The 25967-nt window shown below is 67.9% G+C and carries 28 protein-coding genes and 1 other RNA gene; 7 read left to right on the forward strand and 22 right to left on the reverse strand.

Annotated elements, in window-relative coordinates; all coding sequences use genetic code 11:
* A partial coding sequence (locus ACOFKS_RS04595; protein ID WP_419808076.1) for a LemA family protein occupies nt 1-451 on the reverse strand: 451 nt, incomplete at its 3' end.
* Between the two features lie 99 nt (nt 452-550).
* Here ACOFKS_RS04595 and mscL point away from each other — a divergent pair.
* Nucleotides 551-985: a large conductance mechanosensitive channel protein MscL gene (gene mscL / locus ACOFKS_RS04600; protein WP_419808077.1), complete on the forward strand. Its 435-nt coding sequence runs from the start codon at nt 551-553 to the stop codon at nt 983-985.
* A gap of 84 nt (nt 986-1069) precedes the next feature.
* Here the strand turns inward: mscL and ACOFKS_RS04605 are convergent, their stop codons facing one another.
* Entirely contained in the window at nt 1070-1501 is a 432-nt protein-coding gene (locus tag ACOFKS_RS04605) for an RrF2 family transcriptional regulator (RefSeq protein WP_419808078.1), read from the reverse strand.
* 72 nt (nt 1502-1573) lie between these two features.
* Between ACOFKS_RS04605 and ssrA the strand changes: the two genes are divergently transcribed.
* Nucleotides 1574-1916: a transfer-messenger RNA gene (gene ssrA / locus ACOFKS_RS04610) on the forward strand.
* 336 nt (nt 1917-2252) lie between these two features.
* On the opposite strand, the gene ACOFKS_RS04615 is transcribed toward ssrA, so the two are convergent.
* Nucleotides 2253-2987, reverse strand: a complete 735-nt coding sequence (locus ACOFKS_RS04615; RefSeq protein WP_419808079.1) for an energy transducer TonB — start codon at nt 2985-2987, stop codon at nt 2253-2255.
* 45 nt (nt 2988-3032) lie between these two features.
* Entirely contained in the window at nt 3033-3281 is a 249-nt protein-coding gene (locus ACOFKS_RS04620) for a hypothetical protein (RefSeq protein ID WP_419808080.1), read from the reverse strand.
* Nucleotides 3282-3484: 203 nt separating this feature from the next.
* On the opposite strand from ACOFKS_RS04620, the gene ACOFKS_RS04625 reads away from it, so the two are divergent.
* A complete protein-coding gene (locus ACOFKS_RS04625) occupies nt 3485-5989 on the forward strand; it encodes a M10 family metallopeptidase (RefSeq protein ID WP_419808081.1) in 2505 nt (834 codons plus the stop codon).
* Nucleotides 5990-6795: 806 nt separating this feature from the next.
* Here the strand turns inward: ACOFKS_RS04625 and ACOFKS_RS04630 are convergent.
* The 15 genes from ACOFKS_RS04630 to rimP all read right to left on the reverse strand — a co-directional run bounded on the left by ACOFKS_RS04630 (nt 6796) and on the right by rimP (nt 20255).
* A complete protein-coding gene (locus ACOFKS_RS04630) occupies nt 6796-7278 on the reverse strand; it encodes a hypothetical protein (RefSeq protein WP_419808082.1) in 483 nt (160 codons plus the stop codon).
* Between the two features lies 1 nt (nt 7279).
* Nucleotides 7280-7765 carry a hypothetical protein gene (locus tag ACOFKS_RS04635; RefSeq protein ID WP_419808083.1) on the reverse strand — a complete coding sequence of 162 codons (486 nt, stop codon included), beginning with the start codon at nt 7763-7765 and terminating at the stop codon, nt 7280-7282.
* A gap of 115 nt (nt 7766-7880) precedes the next feature.
* Nucleotides 7881-8096 (reverse strand): PEPxxWA-CTERM sorting domain-containing protein, encoded by a 216-nt coding sequence (locus ACOFKS_RS04640; RefSeq protein ID WP_419808705.1) that lies wholly within the window; start codon nt 8094-8096, stop codon nt 7881-7883.
* Between the two features lie 437 nt (nt 8097-8533).
* Entirely contained in the window at nt 8534-10900 is a 2367-nt protein-coding gene (gene pnp, locus ACOFKS_RS04645; protein ID WP_419808084.1) for a polyribonucleotide nucleotidyltransferase, read from the reverse strand.
* Between the two features lie 242 nt (nt 10901-11142).
* Entirely contained in the window at nt 11143-11412 is a 270-nt protein-coding gene (gene rpsO, locus ACOFKS_RS04650) for a 30S ribosomal protein S15 (RefSeq protein WP_419808085.1), read from the reverse strand.
* Between the two features lie 22 nt (nt 11413-11434).
* Complete coding sequence (gene truB, locus ACOFKS_RS04655; RefSeq protein WP_419808706.1) at nt 11435-12406, reverse strand: tRNA pseudouridine(55) synthase TruB; 972 nt, start codon at nt 12404-12406, stop codon at nt 11435-11437.
* A gap of 1 nt (nt 12407) precedes the next feature.
* Nucleotides 12408-12989: a thymidine kinase gene (locus ACOFKS_RS04660; RefSeq protein ID WP_419808086.1), complete on the reverse strand. Its 582-nt coding sequence runs from the start codon at nt 12987-12989 to the stop codon at nt 12408-12410.
* Nucleotides 12989-13378, reverse strand: coding sequence for a type II toxin-antitoxin system VapC family toxin (locus ACOFKS_RS04665; protein ID WP_419808087.1), 390 nt, complete (start codon nt 13376-13378; stop codon nt 12989-12991). Before ACOFKS_RS04665 ends, ACOFKS_RS04660 begins: the two co-directional genes overlap by 1 nt.
* On the reverse strand, nt 13375-13656 hold the full coding sequence (locus ACOFKS_RS04670; RefSeq protein WP_419808088.1) for an AbrB/MazE/SpoVT family DNA-binding domain-containing protein: 282 nt from the start codon (nt 13654-13656) through the stop codon (nt 13375-13377). Before ACOFKS_RS04670 ends, ACOFKS_RS04665 begins: the two co-directional genes overlap by 4 nt.
* A gap of 31 nt (nt 13657-13687) precedes the next feature.
* The gene (gene rbfA / locus ACOFKS_RS04675; RefSeq protein WP_419808089.1) at nt 13688-14083 is read right to left on the reverse strand and encodes a 30S ribosome-binding factor RbfA; all 396 of its coding nucleotides are present in this window, start codon (nt 14081-14083) and stop codon (nt 13688-13690) included.
* Nucleotides 14070-14447 (reverse strand): glyoxalase superfamily protein, encoded by a 378-nt coding sequence (locus tag ACOFKS_RS04680; protein ID WP_419808090.1) that lies wholly within the window; start codon nt 14445-14447, stop codon nt 14070-14072. The genes rbfA and ACOFKS_RS04680 overlap by 14 nt, the downstream gene beginning before the upstream one ends.
* 13 nt (nt 14448-14460) lie before the next feature.
* Entirely contained in the window at nt 14461-17187 is a 2727-nt protein-coding gene (infB, locus tag ACOFKS_RS04685; RefSeq protein ID WP_419808091.1) for a translation initiation factor IF-2, read from the reverse strand.
* Complete coding sequence (locus tag ACOFKS_RS04690) at nt 17184-17879, reverse strand: DUF448 domain-containing protein (protein WP_419808707.1); 696 nt, start codon at nt 17877-17879, stop codon at nt 17184-17186. Before ACOFKS_RS04690 ends, infB begins: the two co-directional genes overlap by 4 nt.
* A gap of 139 nt (nt 17880-18018) precedes the next feature.
* Nucleotides 18019-19689, reverse strand: coding sequence for a transcription termination factor NusA (gene nusA, locus ACOFKS_RS04695; protein ID WP_419808092.1), 1671 nt, complete (start codon nt 19687-19689; stop codon nt 18019-18021).
* Nucleotides 19689-20255 carry a ribosome maturation protein RimP gene (gene rimP, locus ACOFKS_RS04700; protein ID WP_419808708.1) on the reverse strand — a complete coding sequence of 189 codons (567 nt, stop codon included), beginning with the start codon at nt 20253-20255 and terminating at the stop codon, nt 19689-19691. The genes nusA and rimP overlap by 1 nt, the downstream gene beginning before the upstream one ends.
* 286 nt (nt 20256-20541) lie before the next feature.
* Here rimP and ACOFKS_RS04705 point away from each other — a divergent pair, with 286 nt between their 5' ends.
* Both ACOFKS_RS04705 and ACOFKS_RS04710 read left to right on the forward strand, forming a co-directional pair.
* Nucleotides 20542-21789 (forward strand): PQQ-dependent sugar dehydrogenase, encoded by a 1248-nt coding sequence (locus ACOFKS_RS04705; RefSeq protein ID WP_419808093.1) that lies wholly within the window; start codon nt 20542-20544, stop codon nt 21787-21789.
* A gap of 323 nt (nt 21790-22112) precedes the next feature.
* Nucleotides 22113-23111 carry a PQQ-dependent sugar dehydrogenase gene (locus ACOFKS_RS04710; protein WP_419808094.1) on the forward strand — a complete coding sequence of 333 codons (999 nt, stop codon included), beginning with the start codon at nt 22113-22115 and terminating at the stop codon, nt 23109-23111.
* Between the two features lie 14 nt (nt 23112-23125).
* On the opposite strand, the gene ACOFKS_RS04715 is transcribed toward ACOFKS_RS04710, so the two are convergent.
* Both ACOFKS_RS04715 and ACOFKS_RS04720 read right to left on the reverse strand, forming a co-directional pair.
* Nucleotides 23126-23512: a PaaI family thioesterase gene (locus ACOFKS_RS04715; protein WP_419808095.1), complete on the reverse strand. Its 387-nt coding sequence runs from the start codon at nt 23510-23512 to the stop codon at nt 23126-23128.
* Nucleotides 23509-23931 (reverse strand): PaaI family thioesterase, encoded by a 423-nt coding sequence (locus ACOFKS_RS04720; protein ID WP_419808096.1) that lies wholly within the window; start codon nt 23929-23931, stop codon nt 23509-23511. The genes ACOFKS_RS04715 and ACOFKS_RS04720 overlap by 4 nt, the downstream gene beginning before the upstream one ends.
* Before the next feature lie 211 nt (nt 23932-24142).
* On the opposite strand from ACOFKS_RS04720, the gene ACOFKS_RS04725 reads away from it, so the two are divergent.
* Both ACOFKS_RS04725 and ACOFKS_RS04730 read left to right on the forward strand, forming a co-directional pair.
* Nucleotides 24143-24724 (forward strand): winged helix-turn-helix domain-containing protein, encoded by a 582-nt coding sequence (locus tag ACOFKS_RS04725; RefSeq protein ID WP_419808097.1) that lies wholly within the window; start codon nt 24143-24145, stop codon nt 24722-24724.
* 28 nt (nt 24725-24752) lie between these two features.
* Nucleotides 24753-25532: a crotonase/enoyl-CoA hydratase family protein gene (locus ACOFKS_RS04730; protein WP_419808098.1), complete on the forward strand. Its 780-nt coding sequence runs from the start codon at nt 24753-24755 to the stop codon at nt 25530-25532.
* On the opposite strand, the gene ACOFKS_RS04735 is transcribed toward ACOFKS_RS04730, so the two are convergent.
* Nucleotides 25529-25966 carry an acyl-CoA thioesterase gene (locus tag ACOFKS_RS04735; RefSeq protein ID WP_419808099.1) on the reverse strand — a complete coding sequence of 146 codons (438 nt, stop codon included), beginning with the start codon at nt 25964-25966 and terminating at the stop codon, nt 25529-25531. The genes ACOFKS_RS04730 and ACOFKS_RS04735 overlap by 4 nt on opposite strands.
* Nucleotide 25967: the final 1 nt, after the last annotated feature.

The following is a 25967-nucleotide window of genomic DNA, read 5'->3' on the forward strand; positions in this document are numbered from 1 at the left end:
TATAGTCCTGCACCGCCTGATTGTAGTCGCGCCGCGCCTGCGTGATGCGGTTCTCCGTTCCCTCCAGAGAAACCAGCAGGTCGCGATACCCCTGCTGGCTCTTCAGCTCCGGATACGCCTCCTGCAATCGTTGCAGCGATACGCCGACCGTAGTCTGCGCGGCGGCGAAGCGTTGCAGCGCCGCCGGATCGGTCAGCTGCTCGGGGGACAACCGGATCTGGTTCGCCTCCGCCCGCGCGCGCGTCACCTCGACCAGAATCGCCTTCTCCTGCGCGCCCGCCGCTTTCACCGTCGCGACCAGATTGGGGATGAGGTCGGCCCGCCGCTGATACTGGTTCTGGACATCGGCCCAGCGCGCCTTGGCGTTCTCCTCGGCGGCAGGCACGCTGTTGACGCCGCATCCTGCCAGCGAGGCGGCAATTACGACGGGGGCGAGTTGGCGAAGCTGCATGGTGGGGCCTCCTGTTGGGTAGCGGTATAGGGTCGTGAGGTGGCTTGGCGAAGAGCCATTCGCGCGTTAGCTTGCGATCATCTGGATCAGGAGGCGGTCATGCTCGACGAGTTCAAGGCATTTATCGCGCGCGGTAACGTGCTCGACCTGGCGGTCGCGGTCATCATCGGCGCCGCCTTCGGCAAGATCGTGACGTCGCTGACGGACGACATCATCATGCCGGTGATCGGCAAGATTTTCGGCGGGCTCGATTTCTCCAGCTATTTCCTGCGCCTCGGCGCGATCCCGGCCGGCTATGCCGGTTCGCCCAGCGATTATGCCGCACTGAAGAAGGCGGGCGTGCCGATCTTCGGCTATGGCGAGTTCATCACCCAGGCGGTCAATTTCCTGATCGTCGCGTTCATCATCTTCCTGCTCGTCCGCGCCGTGAACCGCATCGTCCCCAAGGCACCGGAGGTCGTGGCGGTGGAGCCGGCCGAGGTCGCGCTGCTCCGCGAGATCAGGGATGAGTTGAAGGCTCGCCGAGCGGATTAGCATCGCTAATCCGCGTGGCGCAGCGAGCCTCGGCCGGCCTCGCCCCGGCGAGGACCGACGGCGTGGCTCTGCCACGCCGCGCCTTCAAGCCGCCGCCAGTTCCTCCGCAGCCGCGTCGGCCAGGCTGGTGCCGTCCAGGATGCGCGCCGTCTCGTCACGGACACGCATCATCGCGTGGCGGATCGCACAGTTCGCCTCGTCCTTGCAGTCGCCGCAAGACCGATAGGCGGTGCGGCTGACGCACGGCACCAGCGCCAACGGCCCCTCGATCACCCGGATGACCTCGCCGAGCGAGATGAGATGCGTCGGCCGCGACAGGCAATAGCCACCCATCTTGCCGCGATGCGAGTGGATCAGCCCGGCCTCGCGCAGATCGGCGAGGATCAGCTCAAGGAACTTGCGCGGGACGGTGGCGGCGGCCGCGATGCGCGTCATCGGGATCGGCGGCCCGCCGGCGGGCGCCTCCGCAAGATAGAGCATCGCGCGCATGGCGTAGCGAGAGCGTTGGGTGAGCATACTCCCCTCCCGTTAGTGGGAGTTTGTGGCGGCGCAAAGGCAGTTCTTCTCGGCCGGGCCCGGTCCGGTCTCGGCATTGCGCCGTTCGGTGGCCCGGCCTATATCGATGGGGCAGGGGCAACCCGGCTATGGCGATAAACGACGGCGTATAATAGATACAGCGGACCCGGGGGCAGTACCCGGCGGCTCCACCAAAACCCTCCTTTCAGGAGGGGTTCTGATGGGGCCGAACCAGGATCGACGTGTGTTGAAAAGCGCTGACTTTCGCTCGGAATGGGACCACCGAAACGGCCCATTACACAAGTGCCAACGATAACGAAGCACTCGCGATTGCGGCGTAACTGAGGGCCTCGCGGCCTAAGGTTACTCCAAGATAGCGCGGTCGGACCCCACCGGGCAACAGAAGGGGACTCCAGCGGTCAGGGGACGCCGAGCAACAGAAGTCCCCACCGCGCCGCGCGGCGGCCGGCCACGTCCGGCCAACTCGCACAAGCGCGGCTGGCGGGAAGCGCAGCGCTCCCGTCCGACGTCACGACGCTGCTTCGCCGCGACGCCTCTTTCTTCGACGCCAAGCCCGACCGTCGTCCCCGCGAAGGGGACCCATCGCCTACCTTTCGAATTCCGGCACCGGCCGTATTCGCCTTCACCCGAAGGCGGGTCAGTGCGTTCGTGACGACGACGATGAAACTGCCGCGACAAGGCAAGGCTCCGAGGCGAACGACGGCCTCACCAGCCAACGACAAATGCAACGTCATTCCTCCGCCGGCTCGTCATGGATCACCCACGTCTCGTTCTCGACGATCGTGCTCTCGAACGGCACACCCCGCGCGTCATGCCCCGGCCGGAAGCGATAGCGCTGGACGATCAGCCGACAGGTGGTGTCGTCCAACAGCCGGCTCCCGCTCGATCGCGTCACCGCGCATCGCGACACGCGGCCACGCACATCGACCACGAAGCGGACGCCGACCGTCCCGCTGACGCCCTGCTCGCCGGCGTCGAGCGGATAGTCCGAGTCACGAATGCGCCCCCCGGTCCGGCGCGGCGGCACGTCGCCCGCGCCGTCGCCGTCTCCATCGCCCCCGGCGCCGAAGCCGTTGCCTTCGCCGCCGGCGCCCGTCCCCGGTCCGGCGACGTCGGCGGCGCCCGCGCTCGACTGCACGTCGGTGCTCGCGACAGGCGCGACGACGACGGTCGGGGGCACCGGCAACACTATCACGGGCGTCGGTGCGACGATCTCGGTCGGCTTGGCGCGCAGGTTCGGCGGTGCCGCCGCGCCGGCGGGGCGGTAGTTGCGAACCCGCGGCGGCACGACCTTCTCGGGGGGCGGCGGGTCCGGCGGCAGGACGCCGAACAGTTTCAGCCCGTCGTCGATGCGTCCGCCGCGCCCGATCGCCAGCCCTGCGACGAGCGCCCACAGCAACAACAGCACCACGCCGCTCGCGATCGAGGCGGCGGCCAGCCGATCGCGTTTGCCGAGCGTCGTCATGTCATACGCATACCGGAGAACGGCTGAACGATCGCTGGCCGCTCTTCAGCGTCGAAAACCGAACTTCCGCTCCAACTCTTCGCGGGTAAAGGTCGGTGGTGCATCCAGCGTCCGAAGGTTGCCGCGTTCGAGCCGGAACAGATTGGGCGCGATCTCGCGATACCAGGGCCGGTCGACGGGTGCCGCATAGGCGCGCAGATGAGCGAGATAGGCGTCAAGGGTGGCAAAGGTGCGTCCGTGCGCGGATGGCAGGCCGGTTCCGACGGCTATTCCGTCCACGGCCGGCTTTCGCACGCCTTCTCTCCACGAACGGTCCGGCCCGGCCGGGGTCTGGGTGCCGATCAAGCAAGCCGCCGCACATCCAATCCCGAGCATCGGCTGGCGAACGTTCCACATATTTCGGTGAATAGCGGATTAACCGTTGAATATCACCCGCGTTCGTGGTGCTTTGGAGCATCTCAACGGCAAGCCGCCCGATCGGGCGAGGGGGAAATACCATGTCGATCGATCTGACCGCGATGGCGAACGCCAAGTTCGACGATGCCAATCTGGCGTGCGGTTGCCCGCTTTGCATGGGCAAGTCTGTCATTGCGCGCAGCCACGTCGCCGCGACCGACGAGTCGATTCGCCATACGGTCGACACCACGATCCAGGCGGCACCGATCAGCCAGGGGGTGACGCCGACCCACTTGACCGGGACGCTGACGGCAGGTGAGGAGTACGATCTGTTCGGGCTGTCGGTAGTCGCCGGCCAGACCTATTCGGTCGCGCTGCGCGGTGTCGGCGCGAACGGCATCGACGACCCGCTCCTGTCGCTGTTCGACAGCAATTTCGGGCTGCTCAACTTCGACGACGACGGCGGTCGGGGCATCACATCGCTGCTCACCTTCACTGCTGCCACGTCCGGCACCTTCTACCTGACGGCGCAGGCGTTCGGCGCCGGCGATGTCGGCGACTACGCACTCGACGTCTGGGTGAAGCCGGCGGCGGACGCCGTGCCGGAGACCTTCGCCGCCGCCCCGACGATCGGGCTGGGCACCACCTTCGGCCATATCGACACCAGCAACGACGTCGATACCTACAAGGTCTATCTCGAGGCCGGCAAGCTCTACACCTTCGAACTCGCGGCCGGGGCCGACTACGCCACGACCTCCACTGCGGTGCCGACCGGCGAGGTCGATACCGTGCTTGCGCTGTACGCACCCAACGGCTCGCTCATCACCTTTAACGACGACATCACCTATCCCCGCGATATCAGCTCGGGCCTGTCGTTCGTCCCAGAGACGAGCGGGTTCTACTATGTCGACGCCTTCGGCTATCCCGATCAAACCGGCGGCTACACGCTAGACATCAACCAGATCGATCCGTCGCAGTTCGATCCGCTGGATGCGATCAACTGGGTCAACGCCAGCAACATCCCGACCGAAACCATCGCCGGTGCCGAGTACGCCTATGTATACTTCGGCGATTCGGACGAGAACTTCAATCAGACGGGCGACGACGGTCAGCCGATGGTCACCATCGACTGGAACAACTTCGAGAAGCAGCAGGTGATGCTCGCGCTTGAGGAATATTCGCGCATCCTCGGCATCACCTATGTCATCACCGATGACTCGTCCAAGGCCACGTTCCGCCTGCTGAAGACCGAATCCGAGCAGTACGGTGCCTATTTCTATCCGCAGGACCCGGCCTATGGGGCGGAGCAGGGCGTCGGCGTGTTCAACGTCCTCAGCGGCGGCTGGAACCAGCTGAGCCAGGTCAGCCTGCTCAAGGGTGGCTATTCCTTCGCGGTGCTGCTGCACGAGTTCGGTCACGCCCACGGCCTGGCGCACCCGCACGACAATGGCGGTGGGTCGGACATCATGCTGGGAGTCACCGGCGCGACGGGCTCGCTCGGGCTCTATGACCTGAATCAGGGCGTCTACACCGTGATGTCGTACAACGACGCGTGGCAGCTGCATCCCGATGGCCCGACGCCGTACACCCGCACCAACATCGACAGCGGCTGGTCGGGCACGCTCGGCGCCTTCGACATCGCCGAGCTGCAGGACCGCTACGGCGTCGTCGATCGGAACACGGGCAACAACGTCTACTTCCTGGGCGATGCCAACGACTTCGGCACCTATTACCAGACGATCTGGGACTCGGCCGGCACCGACGAAATCCGCTACACCGGATCGCGCGACGCGCAGATCGACCTTACCGCCGCGACCCTTGACTATTCGCCCACCGGCGGTGGTGTGGTTTCGTTCGTCGACAACATCTGGGGCGGCTACACGATCGCCAACGGGGTGGTGATCGAAAACGCGACAGGCGGGTCGGGCAACGACATCCTGATCGGCAACGCGGCCGCCAACATCCTGACCGGCGGTGCGGGCAACGACACGCTGCAGGGCGGGCTCGGCAACGATACCCTCAACGGCGGCGACGGCATCGACCTGGCGAGCTACGCCGACGCGACCGCGGGGGTCACCGTCCGGCTCGACTCGGCGGGCAAGAAAACGACCGTCATGGGCACCGACACCTTCATCTCGATCGAGGGCGTCATCGGCTCCAAGTTCAACGACACGCTCTACGGCGACGGCGGCTCCAACGTCCTGGAAGGTCGCGCGGGCGAGGATGTGATTCGGGGCGGGGCGGGCAACGACACGATCATCGGCGGCGCCGGCCGTGACGCCATGGCGGGCGGAGCGGGCGCCGACCGGTTCGTGTTTCTAAGCATCGACGACTTCGCCCCGGTCGTCACCGGATTCGCCTATGGCGACAAGATCGAAGACTTCAGCTCGGCCGAGGGCGACAAGATCGACCTGTCGGCGATCTCGAACGATCCGTTCGTGTTCCTCGGCACCGGCCGCTTCCACGCGACCGGCGAGGCAGAAGTCCGCTATGTCCGCGGCACCAACTCGACCTTGGTCCAGATCGACGCCAACGGCGACGGCATCGTCGACGGCGTCCTGCAGCTGAAGGCGATGCCGCTCTCCGCCAACGACTTCGTCCTCTGATCCCGTCGGATGCCGGAGCGTCCCGTGGGACGGCTCCGGCATCGTGACGCCAAGTGGCAAGCGCGAGGATCATCACCACCTGCTTCACGAAGACGGCGGGCAGGTAGTTCCAGTCGCCGCGATGGACTAGCGTGCACCTGATGCCGACGACCGCGATTGAATCCGTGATGCCCACCGCATCTCAACGCGGCCTTTCCTTCAGGCGGTTCTCCGCCCCCTGTCGCATCGCCTTGAACGCCCCGTCGCGATTGTTCAGCCGAGGACTTCCAGCGCGTGAGCCTCAAGGACGAACAGCCGTTAGATCAGTCCGGCAGTGTGCTCAGCGCATCGGACGCGACCTGCGTCGTCGGTCTCCTTGTTCCCGCCCGGTCCGGCGTACGATGTTGATCTCAAGCCCGTCGGCGCGGCAGGGTCGGATGATTTCATCGACGACCGCGTGCGCCATCCGCGCGGCGCTGCCGTCGATCTAGAGCTCATAAGTCACAGCGTCCTTGTACCGAGCCGTCTCCCCAATGCCTCGGACGTACGGCATCGGGTCGACGATCTCGAGGCGCCAAAATTGGATGGTCCTGCCGTTATGCCGATGGGCTACCGGCACCCACGGCGCCTTTACGCCGATCCTACGGAAATTCCGCACATCGTGCACCGGAGCATTTGACGCGCCGGGCGGCGAAGGCGTCAGTCAGCCGTCTCAGCGTACCGCGACACGCCTTGAAGTCCGGCACCGTCGTCGGCCGATCCAAGCCCGGCGCCGCCCGCAGCACGGATACTAGCCGCCCGCCAGCACCGGCCCGATACCGGACCGCTCACCGATACCCGCCCGCTCGCGGACTCCAGCGTAACGAGGGGAGGGCGTGCGGCGCCAGCGCGCTCTCGCCCGCCTGATAAAGCCTGATCTCGCGCGGCAACCCCCTTTGCCAGCGCACGAACCGGACCTTGAGCATACCGGGCGCCTCGACCGGAAACTGCTCGGGAAGCGTGCCGACCTCGCGCCCGGACGGCAGGCGCAGGATCGGCCGGGGCACCGTCTGGTCCGGATGGGTCGCGAAGAAATCGACGGCATAGGCACGATCGAGCCGCACGATGTCGACGGTCAGCGCCGGTCGCCGGTCGGGGCCGGGCACCGCGCACCGCTCGACGAACGCGGCGAGTACCGACCAGTCGGGGCCGAGCGCAGCGACGGCAGCGCCCGACAGCGCGCCGCACTGCGCGACGTCCAGCGGCGTCGAGTAAGGCGCGGATGCTGCCGCCGGCAACGCGGCGAGAAGCGAAAGAAGAAAGACCCTCATCTCAATCGCGCGTCCAGAAGGTGACCCTGCCCCAGTCGGACGCGGTCCACGGATCGCGCACCGTCTTCTCGCCCCGACTGCGCGCGCCGGGCCACGAACTCGATGCGCCGGATGCGGACGCCGGGAAGGTGCCTGACGAGGGCAGGGTCGCGCCGCTGTTCATCCTGAAGCCACCCGACGGACGTGGCGGACCCGGCATCACCATCACGACATGGCCGTGACCACCCGGCACCGCGAGTCCGCCGATCACGACCTTGCCGGCATTGGCGAGTTGTCCAGCCTCGGCGAGCGCCACCTTGCGCCAGCCGCTGCCGCGCGACTGCATGTGCGTCATCAGGTCGTTGGCGGTGCGATAGGGTTCGTCGGGGCTGCCCATCGCACGCAGCATTACCTGGATCGAGTGGCTGCAATCACGCGGATTGGCGTCGTACCCCGCACGGCCCGCCGCCGCGAGGCGCTCGGCTGCCCCCGGACCGTCCTGCGCCACGCTATTGCTCCCGCCCCGTTATCGTCGGCTTGGCGCTATCGCGACGATCGTCGCCGGGCAAGAACGGCCGGTGCCCGAAGTCCGCGCAGACGCTCGGGACTGCATGGTCCGAGTCCTAAGTCGTACCTACCGTCGCTCGGCCCAGGGAGACGGTCGCGGCGACCTTGCTGCGGCGGCGGTCGGCGAAGGCGAGGCGACCGAAACCGATCAACATCATCGCGCAGGTCGCCGGCTCCGGCACCGAGCCCGTCGGCAGACCCGGCAGCGCCTCTACGTCGAACGACGGTTTATAGTCCGCCACATCGACGTCGCCGCTGCTGTTCACCAGCATGTCGGACAAGGAGAAACGTGATCCGGCGACCTGCTGGCCAGCCAGGACCTGGAACGGGATGGTGTCGGCAGAGTCGCCGGGCGCGTTGATCGATCTCGCGAATAGGGTGCCGAACCCGAGCGGGGATCAGCCTCTGGGTCGGTTGGCCCAAAGCATCGGTCGACGTCGCAAAGGCGTCGCCACCGCCGGAGACAGCCTCGTCGTCGTTGACCTGTGCCATCGCCGGCGAGACCAGAATCGCGACAAATGCGAAGGCAAGAAGCATGGCTCCAACGAGCATCCCCTGTGGGAGTCGAAATCCCACGCCGTTCTTGATGGGCGTGGCAAGGTCGACTTGATCTCCGTTCCAAGGCGGCGGAGTCGCGTACCCGAACACGAAGAGAGGCTCGGAACCTGGGTCCCGGGCCTCTCTCGCTTCAGCCGTCGGCCCGAGTGCGTCAGTCGCGATCGCCGGTCAGGAAGGCGGGCGCGAAGCTGGGCGACGGGGCGTTGTCGTCCGTTCCGCCCTCGCGGCGCGGACCCCGATCTCCCCCATCGCGACGCGGACCACGCCCCTCTTCCCTGCCGCCGCCGTCACGACGCGGACCACGATCGCCGCCGCCATCGCGACGGGGCCCCCGGTCGCCGCCGCCGCTCCGCGGGCCACGGTCACCACCACGGCCGCCTTCACGCGGCTCGCGTGCGGGACGGGTGTCCTCCAGCTCGGCGCCGGTCTCCTGATCGACGACGCGCATCGACAGGCGGACCTTGCCGCGCGGATCGATCTCCAGAACCTTGACCTTGACGGCCTGACCCTCGGCGACGACGTCGCCCGGCTTCTCGACGCGCTCGTTGCGCATCTCGGAGACGTGGACCAGCCCGTCCTTGCCGCCCATGAAGTTAACGAACGCACCGAAATCGACGATGTTGACGACCTTGCCGTCATAGACCTTGCCGACCTCGGCCTCCTCGACCAGCCCCTTGATCCAGGCGATCGCCGCCTCGATCTGCGCGGGGTCGGACGACGACACCTTGATGACGCCCTCGTCGTCGATGTCGACCTTCGCGCCGGTGGTGGCGACGATCTCGCGGATCACCTTGCCGCCCGTGCCGATCACTTCGCGGATCTTCGACTTGTCGATCGTGAAGCTTTCGATCCGCGGCGCGTGCGCCGACAACTCGGTGCGGGTCTGGTCGAGCGCCTTGGCCATCTCGCCCAGGATGTGCGCGCGGCCCTCGTTCGCCTGCGCCAGCGCGACCTTCATGATCTCCTCGGTGATGCCGGCGATCTTGATGTCCATCTGGAGCGAGGTGATGCCCTCGGACGTGCCCGCGACCTTGAAGTCCATGTCGCCGAGGTGATCCTCGTCGCCCAGGATGTCGGACAGGACCGCGAAGTCCTTGCCCTCCAGGATCAGGCCCATCGCGATGCCGCTGACCGGCCGCTTGATCGGCACGCCCGCGTCCATCAGCGACAGCGAGCCGCCGCACACCGTCGCCATCGACGACGAGCCGTTGCTCTCCGTGATGTCCGACGTGACGCGGATCGTGTAGGGGAACTCCTCCTTGGTCGGCAGCACCGCGTGCAGCGCCCGCCAGGCGAGCTTGCCATGGCCGACATCGCGACGCGACGGCGCGCCGAAGCGACCCACTTCGCCGACCGAATAGGGCGGGAAGTTATAGTGCAGCATGAAGTGCTGATAGCTCAGCCCGTTCAGCCCATCGATCATCTGCTCGGCATCGCGCGTGCCCAGCGTCGTGGTGGCGATGGTCTGCGTCTCGCCGCGCGTGAACAGCGCCGAGCCGTGCGCGCGCGGCAGGAAGTGGACCTCCGCGCTGATCGGGCGCACCGTCTTGGTGTCGCGGCCGTCGATGCGCTTGCCGGTCTTCAGGATGGCGCCGCGGACGATCTCCGCCTCCACCTTCTTTACCAGCTTCAGCGTGCCGAGATATTCGGCCGGGTTGGCGTGCTTCAGATCCTCGAACGCCTCGCGCGCCTTGGTGCGGGCGTCGTTGATCGCGGTCTGGCGCTGCTGCTTGTCGGTCAGCTTGTAGGCCGCCTCCATGTCCGCACCGATCAGCTTCTTCAGCTTCGCCTTGTGCGCGGACAGATCGGCCGAAGCCTTCAGCTCCCACGGCTCCTTGGCGGCCTGCTCGGCCAGCTTGATGATCGCATCGATGATGTCCTGCGACGCCTTGTGCGCGAACATGACCGCGCCGAGCATGATGTCCTCGGACAGCTCCTTGGCTTCGGACTCGACCATCATCACCGCGTCGTGCGTGGCGGCGACCATCAGGTCCAGCTCGCCCTCGGCGACGTCCTTGTCGGACGGGTTGAGCTTGTACTCGCCGTCCTTGTAGCCGACGCGCGCCGCGCCGATCGGGCCCATGAAGGGCACGCCCGACAGCGTCATCGCCGCCGACGCCGCGATCATCGCCAGCAGGTCCGGCTCGTTCTCGCCGTCATACGACATCACCTGCGCGATGCAGTTGATCTCGTTGTAGAACCCTTCCGGGAACAGCGGGCGCAACGGCCGGTCGATCAGCCGCGACACCAGCGTCTCGCGCTCGGTGGCGCCACGCTCGCGCTTGAAGAAGCCGCCGGGGATGCGACCCGAGGAGGAGAACTTCTCCTGGTAATGGACGGTGAGCGGGAAGAAATCCTGCCCTTCCTTGACCGACTTGGCGGCCGTGACCGCGCACAGCACGACGGTCTCGCCGAGCGTCGCGAGCACCGCGCCGTCGGCCTGGCGCGCGACGCGCCCGGTTTCGAGGGTCAGCGTCTGGCCGCCCCACTCGATGCTGACTTTTTTGGTATCGAACATTTGATTTCCTTCACTCCCAACGCCCGATGCGGTGGGGGCCAATATGCGGGCTAAGCCGGCCCGCGGCGGTGTGGAGCGAGTTGTCGCTCCCGAGGGTCGAACCGAATTGTCCTTCCCTCCGTCATCCTCGCTAAAGCGAGGACCCAGCTCCAGCGGCTGGGGTGAGCGCTGTTGCGCCGGTGATCTGCTGGATCGGCACAGAGGCCGAATGCCAAAAAGGCGACCCGCAGGCCGCCTTCCCGTTACTTGCGAAGCCCGAGCTTCGCGATGAGGTCGAGGTAGCGCTGCCCCTCGGTCTTGCGGAGATAGTCCAGCAGCGAGCGCCGCTTGTTGACCATCATCAGCAGCCCGCGGCGCGAATGGTTGTCCTTCGCATGGCCCTTGAAATGGCCGGTCAGGTTGAGGATCCGCTCGGTCAGGATCGCGACCTGGACCTCGGGCGACCCGGTGTCGGACTCGCCGCGCGAATGCTCCTTGATGAGCTCCTGCTTGCGCTCTGCGGTGATCGTCATGCTATTTCCTTCGACATCGTCGTTACAGGTTGAAGCCCCGGACCACGCGAACCTGCCCGGCGCTGACCTCGACCAATGCTTGTGGCACGTCGTGGAGCGTCGCGAGGGTCACACCGTCGGCGGCGTCGATCCCGGCCAGCACACGCCCCTGACGGAGCGCTCCTGCCTGGTCGGGGGTCAGCGATAGAGCCGGGATGTCGTCCAGCCCCGCGCCGAGCGGCAGGAGGTATCGTTCTAGGTCGCGCGCCTTAGCGGCTTCACCCAGAATGTCCAGCGTTATCGCCTGTGCGAGCCCGAACGGGCCGGCCCGCGTGCGGCGCAGGAAGGTGACATGGCCGACGGTCCCGAGCGCTTGAGCGATGTCGCGCGCGAGCGAGCGGATGTAGGTGCCCTTGGAGACATGGGCGATGAGCGTGACCTCGTCTACCCCAACAATATCCTCGTCACCCCCGCGCAAGCGGGGGCCTATGACCTGAGCATCATCGACGTCCGAGGCAGAGGGAGTTGGGTCCCCGCTTACGCGGGGATGACGATCGAGGCGATGGATCGTCACATCACGCTTGGCCAACGTGACCGTTTCCCCCGCCCGCGCCAAATCGTACGCCCGCTCCCCATCCACCTTCAGCGCCGAATACGCCGGCGGCACCTGCTCGATCGGACCCGTGAACCGCGCCAGCACCGCCTCGATCGCGGCCATCGTCGGGCGCACTTCGCTGGTCGCGATCACCTTGCCTTCCAGATCGAGCGTGTCGGTTTCCTCGCCGAACCGGACGGTGAACGCATATTCCTTGTCGCCGTCGAGCAATCGCCCCGCCAGCTTCGTCGCCTCGCCCAGCGCGATCGGCAGCACGCCGGACGCCAGCGGGTCCAGCGTCCCGCCATGCCCGACCTTGGCCTTCGTATAACCACCCTCGCGCAAAGCGCGCTTGACCGCCGCCACGCCCTGCGTCGACCCGAGCCCGAGCGGCTTGTCCAGGATCAGCCAGCCATGCATGTCAGGCGTCGGCCAGCGCTTCGGCATGGTGGCGCCGGCACAGGGCGACGTAGCGCTCGTTGCCGCCGATCTCCGTCTGCCGCCCATGCGCGATCGCGCGGCCGTTGCCGTCAACACGCAGGTTCATCGTCGCCTTGCGCCCGCACGCGCACACGGATTTGATCTCGACCAGCGCGTCCGCCAGCGCGAGCAGGCGGGCCGACCCCTCGAACAGCGCCCCGCGAAAGTCGGTCCGCAGGCCATAACACAGCACCGCGATTCCATGCCGGTCGGCCAGCGCCGCCAGCTGCTCGACCTGCGCCGTCGACAGGAACTGCGCCTCGTCGACCAGCACGCAGGCGAGCGCGCCGCGTCCGTGCTCGTCCAGCACCAGCGCGCCGAGGTCGGTGCGCGCGTCGAAACCGGTGGCCGGCGCCGACAAGCCGATCCGCGACACGATCGTGCCCGCCGCGAACCGATCGTCGACCGCCGCGGTGAACAGCATCGTCCGCATCCCCCGCTCGCGATAGTTGAAGTCGGCCTGCAACAGGTTGGTCGACTTCCCCGCGTTCATCGAGGCGTAGTAGAAATACAGTTTCGCCATCAGGCAGGCTGCTCGATCTCGATCGGTGTGTCCGGACCGGCTTGCGCCTTAAGCCTCGTCTCGAACGAGATGAAGACGTCTGCATGGCGCGCGCCGACGAGATGCATCATGTCGGCGAAGTCCGCTCCTGCCGCGAAGCGCTCGATCGCCCAGCGCATCATGATCCGATCGCTGACGGTCAGCGACGGCAATTGGATGATGTCCTGCAACGTGGCCGCCAGATCGGCACGGTCGAAGTCGAAGCGAGACGACAAAAGCCATGCCGTTTCCAGCAGCACCGTGTCGCTCACGAAGCAGGGCGTCGCAAGCACGGCGGTAGCGCGCGGCGACTGGTCCGGATCGTCGCCGACGATGTAGCGAGCGAGGATGTTGGTATCGACGGCCCTCACTTGTCCCAGCGCGGTCCGCTACTTGTCCATAGCTTGGAGATCGCGCCGTTCATCTCCTCGACGGAAACGACCGGTCCACGATATTTCACCCGATTGCGGATGCGGGCGGTGATCTCGTCGAAACCGTCCCCGTCCGGCGCGACGGTTCTGCGGAGCAGGACGCCGTCGGGCCGCTCGACCACATCGAGCCGGTCGCCGGGCGCGAGCCGAAGGCGGTCGCGCACATCCTTCGGGATGACGACCTGCCCCTTGCCCGACAACGTAGTATACGCATTCATCAAGGTAAGATGCGTCTTACCTGCACTTAAGTCAATCCTCGGTTAAATCCCGCGCCACGCCCGGCTGCCGCAGCAACCCGTCGATCCGGCTGCCCTCGTCGAAGCTCTCGTCGGCCAGGAACTTCAGCTTCGCGGCGTATTTGGTTTGCACCCGATGCGCGACCTCGCGCTGCAGGAACGCCGTGTTCTGCCGCAGCGCCTTGAGCACCGCCTCTTCGTCCTCGCCCAACAGCGGCTTCACGAACACCGTCGCGTGGCGCAGATCCGGCGACATCCGCACCTCTGTCACGCTGACCATATGCTTCGCCAGCGTCTCGTCATGCACCTCGCCGCGCGCGAGCAGCTCCGACAGGATATGCCGCACCTGCTCGCCGACGCGGAGCAGGCGGACGGATCGTTCTTCCGGCGCACCGCTAGACTTCGGCATCGGCCAGCTCGGAAAAAAAGGTCAGCTTGTTGTGCGATGGATCATGGATCGTCATCTCGCGCGTGCCCCACGGCGTCGGCTGTGGCTCGCCGGGGCGGGCGTTGCCATGCTGCTTCGCCCGCAGTCCGGCAGCGTAGGCGATCACGTCGTCGCAAGGGATCCGCACCGCGCCGCCCGGCGAAGCGTCGCCGTAATGTTCCGACAGATGCAGCGTGCAGCCGCCAAGCACCACGCCCATGTACAACGGCAATCCGGGTTCGAACCGATGCTCGAACACCAGCTCGAATCCCAGAAAGTCCAGGTAGAACGCCTTGACGCGCGCCTCGTCGAAACTGCGTAGGACCGGGATCGGGGCGCCGAGCATCGCGAGCGGCGCCCTAAAGCGTCCGCTCGCGCATCTCGACCTCATAGGTCTCCAGATAGTCGCCGGCCTTGAGGTCGACGAAGTTCTGCGTGAACGTCACGCCGCACTCCAGCCCCGCGCGAACCTCCGCCACGTCGTCCTTGAACCGCCGCAGCGAGGCGATCTCACCCTGATAGATGATGACGTCGTTGCGCGTGATGCGGGCCTTGAGCGCCTTGCGGATGACCCCCTCGGTGACGAGCAGACCCGCCGCCCGGCCGTGCTTGCCGGCGGAGAACACCTCGCGGATTTCGGCGCGGCCGACGACGGTCTCGAACGCCTCGGGACCGAGTTCGCCCGCCATGCCGGCGCGGATCTCGTCCACCAGATCGTAGATGACGTCGTAATATTTCAGCGCCACCTTCTGCCGCTCGGCGATCTCGCGCGCCTTGGCGTTGGGGCGGACGTTGAAGCCGATGATCGGCGCGCCGGAGGCGCCGGCGAGCGTTACGTCGGACTCGGTGATTCCGCCGACGCCCGAATGCAGGATGCGGGCGCGGATCAGGTCGGTCGAGATCTTGTTGATCGACGCGACGATCGCCTCGACCGTACCTTGCGTGTCCGCCTTGACGACCAGCGGATACTCGATCGCCTGCTTGTCCTTGAGCGCGGAGAACATGCTCTCCAGGCTCGCGGGCGCGGTCGTGGTGCGCTTCTGCGTCAGCACGCTTTGGCGATACTCGGCGACCTCGCGGGCGCGCGCCTCGTTCTCGACGACCTGCAACTGGTCGCCCGCCGACGGCACGCCGGACAGGCCCAGCACCTCGACCGGCAGCGCCGGCCCGGCTTCCTTTACCTGCCGACCCTTGTCGTCGACCAGCGCACGGACCTTGCCGCTCTCCGCGCCGACCACGAACACGTCGCCGACCTTCAGCGTCCCGCGACTGACCAGCAGGGTCGCGACGGGGCCGCGGCCCTTGTCCAGCTTCGCCTCGATCACGGTGCCCTCGGCGGGCCGATCGGGGTTGGCCTTCAGTTCGAGCAGCTCGGCCTGCAGCTGGATCTTCTCGATCAGCTGATCCAGCCCGGTCTTCTTCAGCGCGGACACCTCGACGTCCTGCGTCTCGCCGCCCATCGCCTCGACCTGCACGTCCTGCTCCAGCAGGCGCTCGCGCACGCGCTGCGGATTGGCCTCGTGCTTGTCGACCTTGTTGATCGCGACGATCATCGGCTTGCCCGCCGCCTTGGCGTGATTGATCGCCTCGATCGTCTGCGGCATCAGCCCGTCGTCGGCCGCGACCACCAGCACCACGATGTCGGTGACGTCGGCGCCCCGCGCACGCATCTGCGTGAATGCCTCGTGGCCCGGCGTGTCGAGGAAGGTGACGCGCGACTTGTCCTTCAGCTGCACCTGATAGGCGCCGATATGCTGCGTGATGCCACCGGCCTCGCCGCGCACCACGTCGGTGCCGCGCAAGGCGTCCAGTAGCGAGGTCTTGCCGTGATCGACATGGCCCATGATCGTCACCACCGGCGGCCGCGTCTTCAGCGTCTCGACCTCGTCGTCGCTCGTGTCGAGCGCCAGGTCGATGTCGGACTCCGACACGCGGCTGATGTTGTGGCCGAACTCGGTCACCAGCAGCTCGGCCGTATCCTGATCGATCGTCTGCGTCATGGTGACGGGCATACCCATCTTGAACAGCGCCTTGACCAGATCCGCGCCCTTTTCCGCCATGCGGTTGGCGAGTTCCTGGACGGTGATCGCGTCGGGGACCTGGACGTCGCGGACCTGCTTCGCCTGCGCCTCGCGCGGGCCGAAGTGGCGCTTTTCCTTCTCGCGCGCACGCTTCAGCGCGGCGAGCGAGCGCGACCGTGCACCGTCGTCGCCGAGCGCGCGGTTGACGGTCAGCTTGCCGCCACGCCGCTCGTCGCCTTTGCGATCGCGCTGCTGCGGACGCGCCGGCTGCGCGCCGGTGCGCGGGGTCGCGACACCGGGGCCGAACCGCGGTCCGGCCTGCGCACCACCCTGGGCGCCGCCACTCGGCGCGGCGGCGGCGGGTGCGGCGACCGGCTCGGGCTTGGGCTGCGGCTTGGGAATTTCGGGGCGGGCGACCGGCGAGAAACGACGCGGCGCCGGCATCGCCGGGTCGCGCGCCAGTTCCGCCGACAGGGGCGGCGGGGAAGGGGGGGGCGGCGGCGTCGGCGCCGGCGCGGGAACGGCTGCTTCGACGGCCCGAGCGACTTCGGGCTCTGGCTGCGGAACGACCGCGGGCTCGATGGTCGGCGCGGGCGTGGGTGCCGCCTCGACGACGGGAGCGGCCCCGACGGGCTCCGGCGCCTCCTCAACGGCGGGTTCCGCCGGGCTCTGGGCGCGCTCGGCGATACGCTGGCGCTCTTCCTCGGCGGCGCGATCGCGCTCGCCGATCTCACGACGGCGATTGTCTTCCAGCGAATGCATCCGCTGCTCTTCGGCCTCACGCAGCAGACGTCCCTGACGCTCCTGCGCGGTCTCACCGGCCGGCGCGCGCGGCGCCACCGGCGGTGCCTGCGTCACCGGCGCGGCAACTGGCTCGGGCGCGGCCACCGGCGCGGCGGCGGCGCCGCCCGGTCCGATCACGCGGCGGCGCTTCACTTCGACCTCGACCGTATTGGTGCGGCCGTGGCTGAAGCTCTGCTTGACCTTGCCCACCTCCACCGTGCGCTTCAGCCCGAGGGGGGCGCGCATGCCGAGCTTGGGCTTTTCGTTGTCGGTCTCGCTCACTCAAAATCCTCAGTTCGTTCGACGGCCGATTGCCCGGACGGAAGTCCGGGCGCCGATGCGCCTTGCGAGGCCGTTTCGCAAGACAGGGATAGGAGTTCGGCACCGATGAAGTGCAACCAGCGGCCGAGCGCTTGCGCGAGCCGATCGGCCGCAGCCCCGTCGGTCACGCCGATATGTACCACGTTTTCGCGTCCCAGCGCCATCGACAATATGGGACGCGCGACGGGCAATGTTAACCCCTTCAGCCCGCTGCCTTCCGCGTCGCGCCCGACGCGCCACGCCTGCGCCAGCTTGCCCGCGCCGTCCGCACTCGCATCGGCGGCATGGTACAGCGCGTGCAGCTGCCCCGACCGTCCCGCCGCGGCGATCCGCTCCGACCCGGTCAGCAGCGTGCCGGCACGCGCCTCAAGCCCCAGCCGGTCGAAGGCGTTGCGCTCCAGCGCCGCCTCGATCTTCGCGGGCAGGTCGGGCGGGATGACGAACGCCGCTCCCTTGAACGCACGTGACAACGCCCCTTTGAGCTTGCCCTTGGCGAGCGCCATTTCCAGTTCCGCGCGCGTTACCCCGATCCAGGCGCCGCGACCCGGCGCCTTGGCCCGCACGTCGGGCAGGATCGCGCCGTCGGGCGCCAGCGCCAGCCGCACCAGCGATCCGGGCGATGCCCGGTCGCGGGTCAGGATGCACGAGCGGATGGGGTCGTCCTCCCCTCGATCCGTAGGAGAGAGGGGCGGACGCGCGGCGACCGGATGAGGGGACGTGCCCTCACCCTGAACGCCATGTGCGTTGGCCTCCTCCCCTGCGGGAAGAGGGCGGCTGCTGTCGCCTACAGTGTCATCGTGCCGAGTCCGCATGCGCGTCCTCCTCGGCAGGGGTCTCTTCGCCGGCCGCCGTCACGTCCTCTGACTTCGCCGACGCTGCCGCGTCGTCCTCGAACCAGTGCGCGCGCGCCGCCATGATGATCTCGTTGCCCTGCTCGTCGGTCAGCCCGTACTCGCTCAGGATGCCGCCCTTCGGCTCGGGCCGCTTGGGCGCGTCTTCGTTGCGACGGCGCGGCTCGACGCGCTTCTTCTCCACCAGTTCGTCGGTCGCGAGATCGGCGAGATCGTCCAGCGTCAGGATCTTCGCCTTGCCCAGCGTGACCAGCATCGCTTCGGTCAGATAGGGGATGTCGACCAGCGCATCCTCGACGCCCAGTGCGCGACGCTCTTCGCGCGCCGCCTCGTTGCGCCGCTCCAGCGCTTCCTGCGCGCGGCTCTGCAGCTCGTCGGCCAGCTCCTCCAGCCCCTCGATCCCGGCGATCTCCTCGGGCTCGACATAGGCGACCTCCTCCAGCGACGAGAAGCCCTCCGCGACCAGCAGCTGCGCCAGCGTCTCGTCGACGTCCAGCTCGTTCTGGAACGTCTCAGTGTTGGTGGTGAACTCGCGCTGGCGCTTTTCGCTAGCATCCGCTTCGGTCAGGATGTCGATCGCCTTGCCCGTCAGCTGCGAGGCGAGCCGGACGTTCTGCCCGCGCCGCCCGATCGCCAGGCTCAGCTGATCGTCGGGGACGACGACCTCGATCCGGTCCTCTTCCTCGTCGATGATGACGCGACTGACGCTGGCGGGCTGCAACGCGTTGACGACGAAGGTCGCGGTGTCGGGCGACCAGGGGATGATGTCGATCTTCTCGCCCTGCATCTCCTGCACGACGGCCTGAACGCGGCTGCCCTTCATGCCGACGCACGCGCCGACCGGATCGATCGACGAATCGCGGCTGATGACGCCGATCTTCGCGCGGCTGCCCGGATCGCGGGCGGCGGCCATGATCGTGATGATGCCGTCGTAGATTTCGGGCACTTCCTGCGCGAACAGCTTCTTCATGAAGTCGGGATGCGAGCGGCTGAGGAATATCTGCGGCCCGCGATTCTCGCGCACGACCTTGAAGATCAGCGAGCGGATGCGGTCGTTGACGCGCACCACCTCGCGCGGGATCTGCGCGTCGCGACGGATGACGCCCTCGGCGCGGCCCAGGTCGACGACGATGTGGCCGAACTCGACGCGCTTGACGACGCCGGTGATGATCTCGCCCGCGCGGTCCTTGTATTCCTCATACTGGCGTTCGCGCTCCGCGTCGCGGACCTTCTGAAAGATCACCTGCTTGGCGGCCTGCGCGGCGATGCGCCCGAACTCGATCGGGGGCAGCGGATCGACGATATAGTCGCCGATCGCTGCACCCGGCTGCAGCTTTTCGGCGCCCTTCACGTCGACCTGGGTGAAGTAGTTATCGACCGCCTCGACCACCTCGACCACGCGCCACAGGCGGAGGTCGCCGGTCTGGATGTCCAGCTTCGCGCGGATGTCGTTCTCGGCGCCGTAGCGGGCCTTGGCGGCGCGCTGGATCGCGTCTTCCATCGCCTCGACGACGATCGCCTTGTCGATCATCTTCTCGCTGGCGACCGAGTTCGCGATCGCGATCAGCTCGGCGCGGTTGGCGGTGGCGCCGGAGGGGGTGGGGGCGGCCATCAGTTCTGTTCCTCTGCTACGGCGTCTTCGGCCGGTTCGTCTTCCAGCTCTTCCACACCATCGGTGGAGAGGGGTTGGGTGGCGGCGATCAGGCGGTCGGTCAGCGCCAGCTTGGCGTCGGCGATAGCGGCGAACGGGATCGCGACCTCGCCCGCGTCGGTCGCGAGCAACACGTCGCCGTCGCGCGTCCCGGCGAGATCGCCCTTGAACTGTTTGCGTCCGTCACGCTTCTCGGCGAGCGTCACCCGCGCCTCGTGCCCGCGCCAGTCGTCGAAATCGGTGAGCCGGGTCAGCGGCCGGTCGATGCCGGGGCTCGACACCTCCAGCCGATACGCTCCGTCGATCGGATCGCGGCCCTCCGCCTCCAGCGCGTCGAGCACGTCCGAGATGCGCCGCGAAAGCGCAGAGCAATCCTCGATCGTCAGCTGCCGCGTGTCGGGCCGCTCCGCCATCACCTGCAACGTCCGGTCGTCAGATCCGCCGAACAGCTTGACGCGGACCAGCGCGAACCCGAGCGCGGTCGCTTCGGGCTGGATCAGCGCGGTCAGGGCGGCGGAGTCGGTCAGATGGCAATCCTTCGGGTAAGCGGGTTCGGTGCCGCGGAGCCGGACCCCGCAGCCTCTTTCATCAGCGATGTAAGAGAGTGAGCGTGATATAGGTCAAACCAGCGCAGGCGGCAAGCGGCTCCGGTGACGTCGATCCTATTCCCTCCGTCATCGCCGCGTCACCCCTCCGTCATCCCGCGAAAGCGGGGACCCATCTCCCGCGCCGGGGATTTACACCACCGTACCAACCGACCAGCCGTTCGAGATAGTGCTCTGGTGTCGCTCGACCGAACAGAAGGAACGCCCCATGCGCCGCTTGACCCTGTCCGCCCTGGCGCTCGCCGCCTGCACCTCCGCCCAGACGACGCAGGCACCGGCGCAGCCCGGCCGCGCCAACCTGTCGCCGGTCGCCAAACCCTTCGCGGTCGAGCCGATCGGACAGTTCGATGCCCCCTTCGCGATGGCGTTCCTGCCCGACGGCGGGCTGCTGGTCACGGAAAAGGCGGGCAGGCTGAAGCTGCGCCGCCCCGATGGGTCGGTGGTCGAGATCGGGGGCGTCCCCGCCGTCGCCAAGGGCGAGCAGGGCGGGCTGCTGGATGTCGCCCTCGCGCCCGACTTCGCGCAGAGCGGCGTCGTCTATCTAAGCTACGCCGAGCCACGCCCGACCGGCAGCAGCCTCGCGCTGGCGCGCGGGCACTTGGGATCACAGCAGCCTCAATGCATCCGGGCGCCTTGTCCGGCGCAGATGCGGCTCGACGGCGTGCAGGTGATCTGGCGCGCCGGGTCTGACGGCAAGGGCGGCCAGTTCGGCGCGGTCATCGCCTTTGCGCCCGACGGCAAATCGCTGTTCCTCGCGTCCGGCGAACGCCAGCGCTTCACCCCCGCACAGGACCCCGATCAGGCGCTCGGCAAGATCGTCCACCTGACGCTCGACGGCGCGCCGATGCCCGACAACCCCGGTTTCGGCCGCACCGGCGCCGCCGCGATCGGCGTGATCGATCCGCCGAAGAATACCGCCGCGGCCGCCAGCGCGCCGGTCCGCGAGTGGCGCAACCCCGGTCCCAACACCGCGCCCGCCGTCACCTGGTCGAGCGGCCACCGCAACCCGTACGGCCTCGCCTTCGACGCGGGTGGGCGACTGTGGGAGGTCGAGATGGGGCCGAAGGGCGGCGACGAGCTCAACCTGATCCAGCGCGGCGGCAATTACGGCTGGCCGCGCGCGTCCAACGGCAGCAACTATGACGGCCTCGATATCCCCGATCATCGGTCCGGCGACGGCTTCGTCGCGCCCAAGGCATGGTGGAACCCGTCGATCTCGCCGGGCGGCATGATGATCTATTCGGGCAACCTCTTCCCCGCGTGGCGCGGCTCGGCGCTGATCGCGGCGCTGTCGGCGGAGTCGCTGATCCGGGTCGGCCTCGACGGCGACCGCGCGACGCCCGCCGAGCAATGGGACATGGGCACCCGCATCCGCGACGTGGCGCAGGCGCCCGACGGCTCGGTCTGGCTGTTGGCGGATGACGGCAAGCTGCTGCGCCTGACACCCGCCCGCTAGTCGCGCCCGCCCTTGCCGCTCCGACGAGACGAACGGGTGTAAGTGCAGCCCTGAGTGGGTGGCAAGTCGTTGCAATACCGCGTAAAGAGAGTCCACCGAGTAAGGGAGCGGGCGCGATGCGAACAACGGCGATGGCGTTGCCTCTGGCGCTCCTCCTGGCTGGGTGCGGCGATGGCGGCAGCGGCGGCGGCGCCTTCACGACGCCCGCCCCGACACCCGCACCCACACCCGCACCCACACCAACACCCACACCCACACCCACACCCACTCCCACGGCCACCCCGACCCCCACGGCTACCGTCACCGCGGTCTCGCGCACTTCGGTGGCCAGCTTCGACAATCCCTGGGCGATGGTGTTCCTGCCCGACGGACGGATGCTGGTGACCGAGAAGCCGGGCAAGCTCTGGCTGGTAACGCAGGTCGGGGTAAAGACGCAGGTCACCGGCGTGCCCGCCGTCTTCTTCGGCGGTCAGCTCGGGTTGCAGGACGTGGCGCTCGCCCCCGATTTCGCGACCTCGGGCCAGATCTATTTAAGCTATGCCGAACCCGCGACCGGCGGTCAGCGCCTCGCCGTCGCCCGCGCGACCTTGAGCATCGCGGGCGCCCCGGCGCTCACCAACCTCGCGGTCGTCTGGCGCGCGCAACCGACCACCACCGGGGGCCAGCTCGGCGCGCGCATGGCCTTCTCACCCGATGGCTTTCTCTACGTCGCCACCGGCGAGCGTCAGCAGGGCACGCCCGCTCAGGATTTGTCGGGCACGCTCGGCAAGATCGTGCGCCTGAACCTCGACGGCACGACGCCCGCCGGCAATCCCTTCGCCACCACCGCCGGCGCGCGGGCGGAGATCTGGACGCTCGGCCATCGCAATCCCTACGGCCTGGTGTTCGCCAGCGATGGCCGGTTGTTCGAGTCCGAGATGGGGCCGGCCGGCGGCGACGAGTTCAACCTGATCGCAGCGGGCAGGAACTATGGCTGGCCGAACGTGTCGGAGGGCGACAACTACGACGGCAGTCGCATTCCGCGCCACTCGACCAACACCGCCTATACCGCGCCGCTGGTCAGCTGGACGCCGGTGATCGCACCGGGCGGGATGATCCAGTATCGCGGCACCCGCTTCAGCGGTTGGACCGGCGACTTCATCCTCGCCGGGCTGGCGCAACAGGGCATCGTCCGCGTCCGCGTCTCGGGCAGCACCGCCGCCGAAGCCGCCCGCATCGGGCTCGGCAACCGCATCCGCGAGGTGGAGGAGGGGCCGGACGGCGCGATCTGGGCGCTGGAGGACGGCGACGGTGGCCGCCTCCTCCGCCTCGATCCCGCCTAGGCGGCCGGCCGCCCTCAGCCCCGCACCAGCAAATAGTTCATGCGCGCCTTGGCGATCGGCTTGTCGGGCGCGTCCTGCCAGGCGGTCGCCTCGACATTCGCCATGCGGTTGCCCAGCTTCGTCACCACGCCCGCGGCCAGCGTCGGCTTGTCGCGGCCACCGCGCATGAAATCGACGGTGACGTTGACCGGCTTGATTCTGCCACCTCCATCTTCGGCGAGCGCGTGCCGCAACGCGACGATCGCCGCCATCTCGAGCAGCCCGGTGATCGCGCCGCCATGCAGGAACCCCGGCCGCCCCAGCACCGGCTCGGCGAACGGCATCGCCAACAGCGGCGGCGCACCGTCGCGCGCCACCTCTTCCAGCCCGAGCAGCCGGGCATAGGGCGGCAGCGCGCTCATCCGCCGGTCAGCATGAAGGTGCCCGCGACATGCGCCAGCGGGTCGTCGGGATCGCCGTCATGCGCCTGCCCGCGTACGAACGAGATCGTCCGGGTAAGCCGATAGCATTCGCCGCGCCCGATCACCGTCCGCCCCGGCGTCGCGGGGCGCAGATAGTCGACCCGCAGGTCCAGTGTCGCATGCGGGACGAATGCGCCGCGCTTGATCCACACCGAAAAGCTCGTCGCCATATCCATCAGCGCGATGATCGGCCCCGACGCGATCACGCCGCTGTCCGGATCGCCTACCAGGTCCTCGTGCCAGGGCAGCTGCAATTCGGCCCAATCGGCGCCATGCGCGTGATAGGCGATGCCGAGGCGACCACCATGGCCACCGAAGCCGCGGGCGGTGAAGCGCTGAACATCGAAGGGGTCTAACACCGCGTCGCCCTACACAGTCGGACGACGGATCGGCAAACCTTTCAGCGATTTAACTGAAGCCCGTCCGAGACCCCTTCTAGCATCCTAGGAGGGGAGCACATCGATGCATTCATCGGACTTCGGCAGCGTAAGGACGCGCCACGACGGGAAGCGGCTCCGAAACGGAGCTTGATGGCCGCACCACATGGTCGTGCCACGATACAAGCCGGGCTTGCGCCCGGTCCTGCTCCTCGGCATCGACCGCCCAGGACTGACGGGTCCGCTCGCCGCGCGTGGGCTGGTAGCGCGTGCCGTTACCGCAGACCCGGTTGCCGCGCTGGTTGCCGACGGCGTGCCGCGTCCGCTTTGCCCTGCGGTGGTGGAGGCCGGCTCATTGGACGTGGCCGCCCGGCTCCTCGACGACGGTGCCGACGACGTGGTGCTGCGGAGCGACTCCGACGCCCTGGTCGCGGCGCGGCTGGACGCGCTGATCCGTCGGCTGCCGTTCGGTCAGGTGCAGTTCGGTGATATCGCGATCGACACGCTGGATCGTCGCGCGAGCAAGGCGGGCAAGCCGCTGCCCTTGCTGCCGCGCGAATATTCATTGCTCCTGTTCCTCGCCCGGCGTGGCGGCGCGCTGATCGATCATGCGACGCTGCATCAGGCGTTGTGGGACCGCCGGTTCGATCCCGGCACCAACGTCATCGCGGTCCACATCTCCCGGCTCCGCGCGAAGCTCGGCGACGGGCCGGTCACCGTGATTACCGAGCGCGGTCGGGGCTATCGACTGGCGCTCTCCACCGTCGACCGCTAGCCTGCCCGAAAATCGAGGAGAGCCAGCGATGAACGACCGCGTGACCATCACCGTCGAGGATCGGATCGCCGACGTGCGGCTGGCGCGGCCCGACAAGATGAACGCGATCGACCCCGCGATGTTCGAAGGGATCGGTGCCGCCATCGGCGCGCTGGCGGGGCGGACCGACGTCCGCTGCGTCGTGCTGTCGGGGGAGGGCAGGTCGTTCTGCGCCGGGCTGGACATGACCAGCATGCAGGCGGGCGGCTCCGGCACCAGCCGCGACCGCAACGATCAGGGCGCGATCCTGCCGCAGCATGTCAGCTGGGGCTGGCGCAACCTGCCGATGCCGGTGATTGCCGCCGTTCACGGGGTGGCGTTCGGCGGCGGGTTCCAGATCATGTCGGGCGCCGACATCCGCATCGCCGCGCCCGGCACCCGCTTCGCGATCCGCGAAACCTATTGGGGACTGGTCCCGGACATGGCCGGCTTCCCGCTGTGGCGCAGCCTGGTCCGCGACGACGTGTTGCGCGAGCTGACCTATACGGCCCGCGAGTTCGGGGCGGAGGAGGCGCTGGCCTATGGCTTCGTCACCCGTATCGCCGACGATCCCCACGCTGCCGCGATGTCGCTGGCCCGCGACATCGCGGCGAAGAGCCCCCACGCGATCCGCGGTGCCAAGCGGCTGTGCAACATGGCGCACGACGCCGACCCGCGCGCGATGCTGCAGGCGGAGACCGACGAGCAGGTGGCGGTGATCGGCAAGCCCAACATGATGGAACAGGTGCGGGCGAACATGGAAAAGCGCGCGGCGGTGTTCGTCGATTAGGCCGCCGTCAGCCGCCATTTCGCCAGACCGGCCTTGAACTCGTCCGGCAAGCCGCCGCCCGCCTCGTCCTTGTCCATCACGATCGTGACGTCGCACGTCGCGAGGCACTGCCCGCCCTGGAACATCGCCGCCAGGATCTGCCAGGAGCGATTGCCCACCTCGCCGATGCCGGTCGCGATCTCGACATCGTCGGGATAGCGGCCTTCGGCGAGATAGTTGATCTCCATCTGCGCCACGACCGCGCGCCGTCCTCGCGCCCCGTGGCCCCAGAGCTGCGCGGCATGATTGAACCGGGTCCGCCCGCTCTCGAACAACGCCGCGAAGGCGACGTTGTTGAGATGGCCGAGCACGTCCAGATCCTGAAAGCGCGTCTGGATTGCGTCGCGGTGCGGATAGGCGTCCGGCGACAGGCGCCACGCTGCGGGACGCGGCACC

Source organism: Sphingomonas sp. (assembly GCF_965200135.1).
In the GTDB taxonomy this organism is placed as follows: domain Bacteria; phylum Pseudomonadota; class Alphaproteobacteria; order Sphingomonadales; family Sphingomonadaceae; genus Sphingomonas.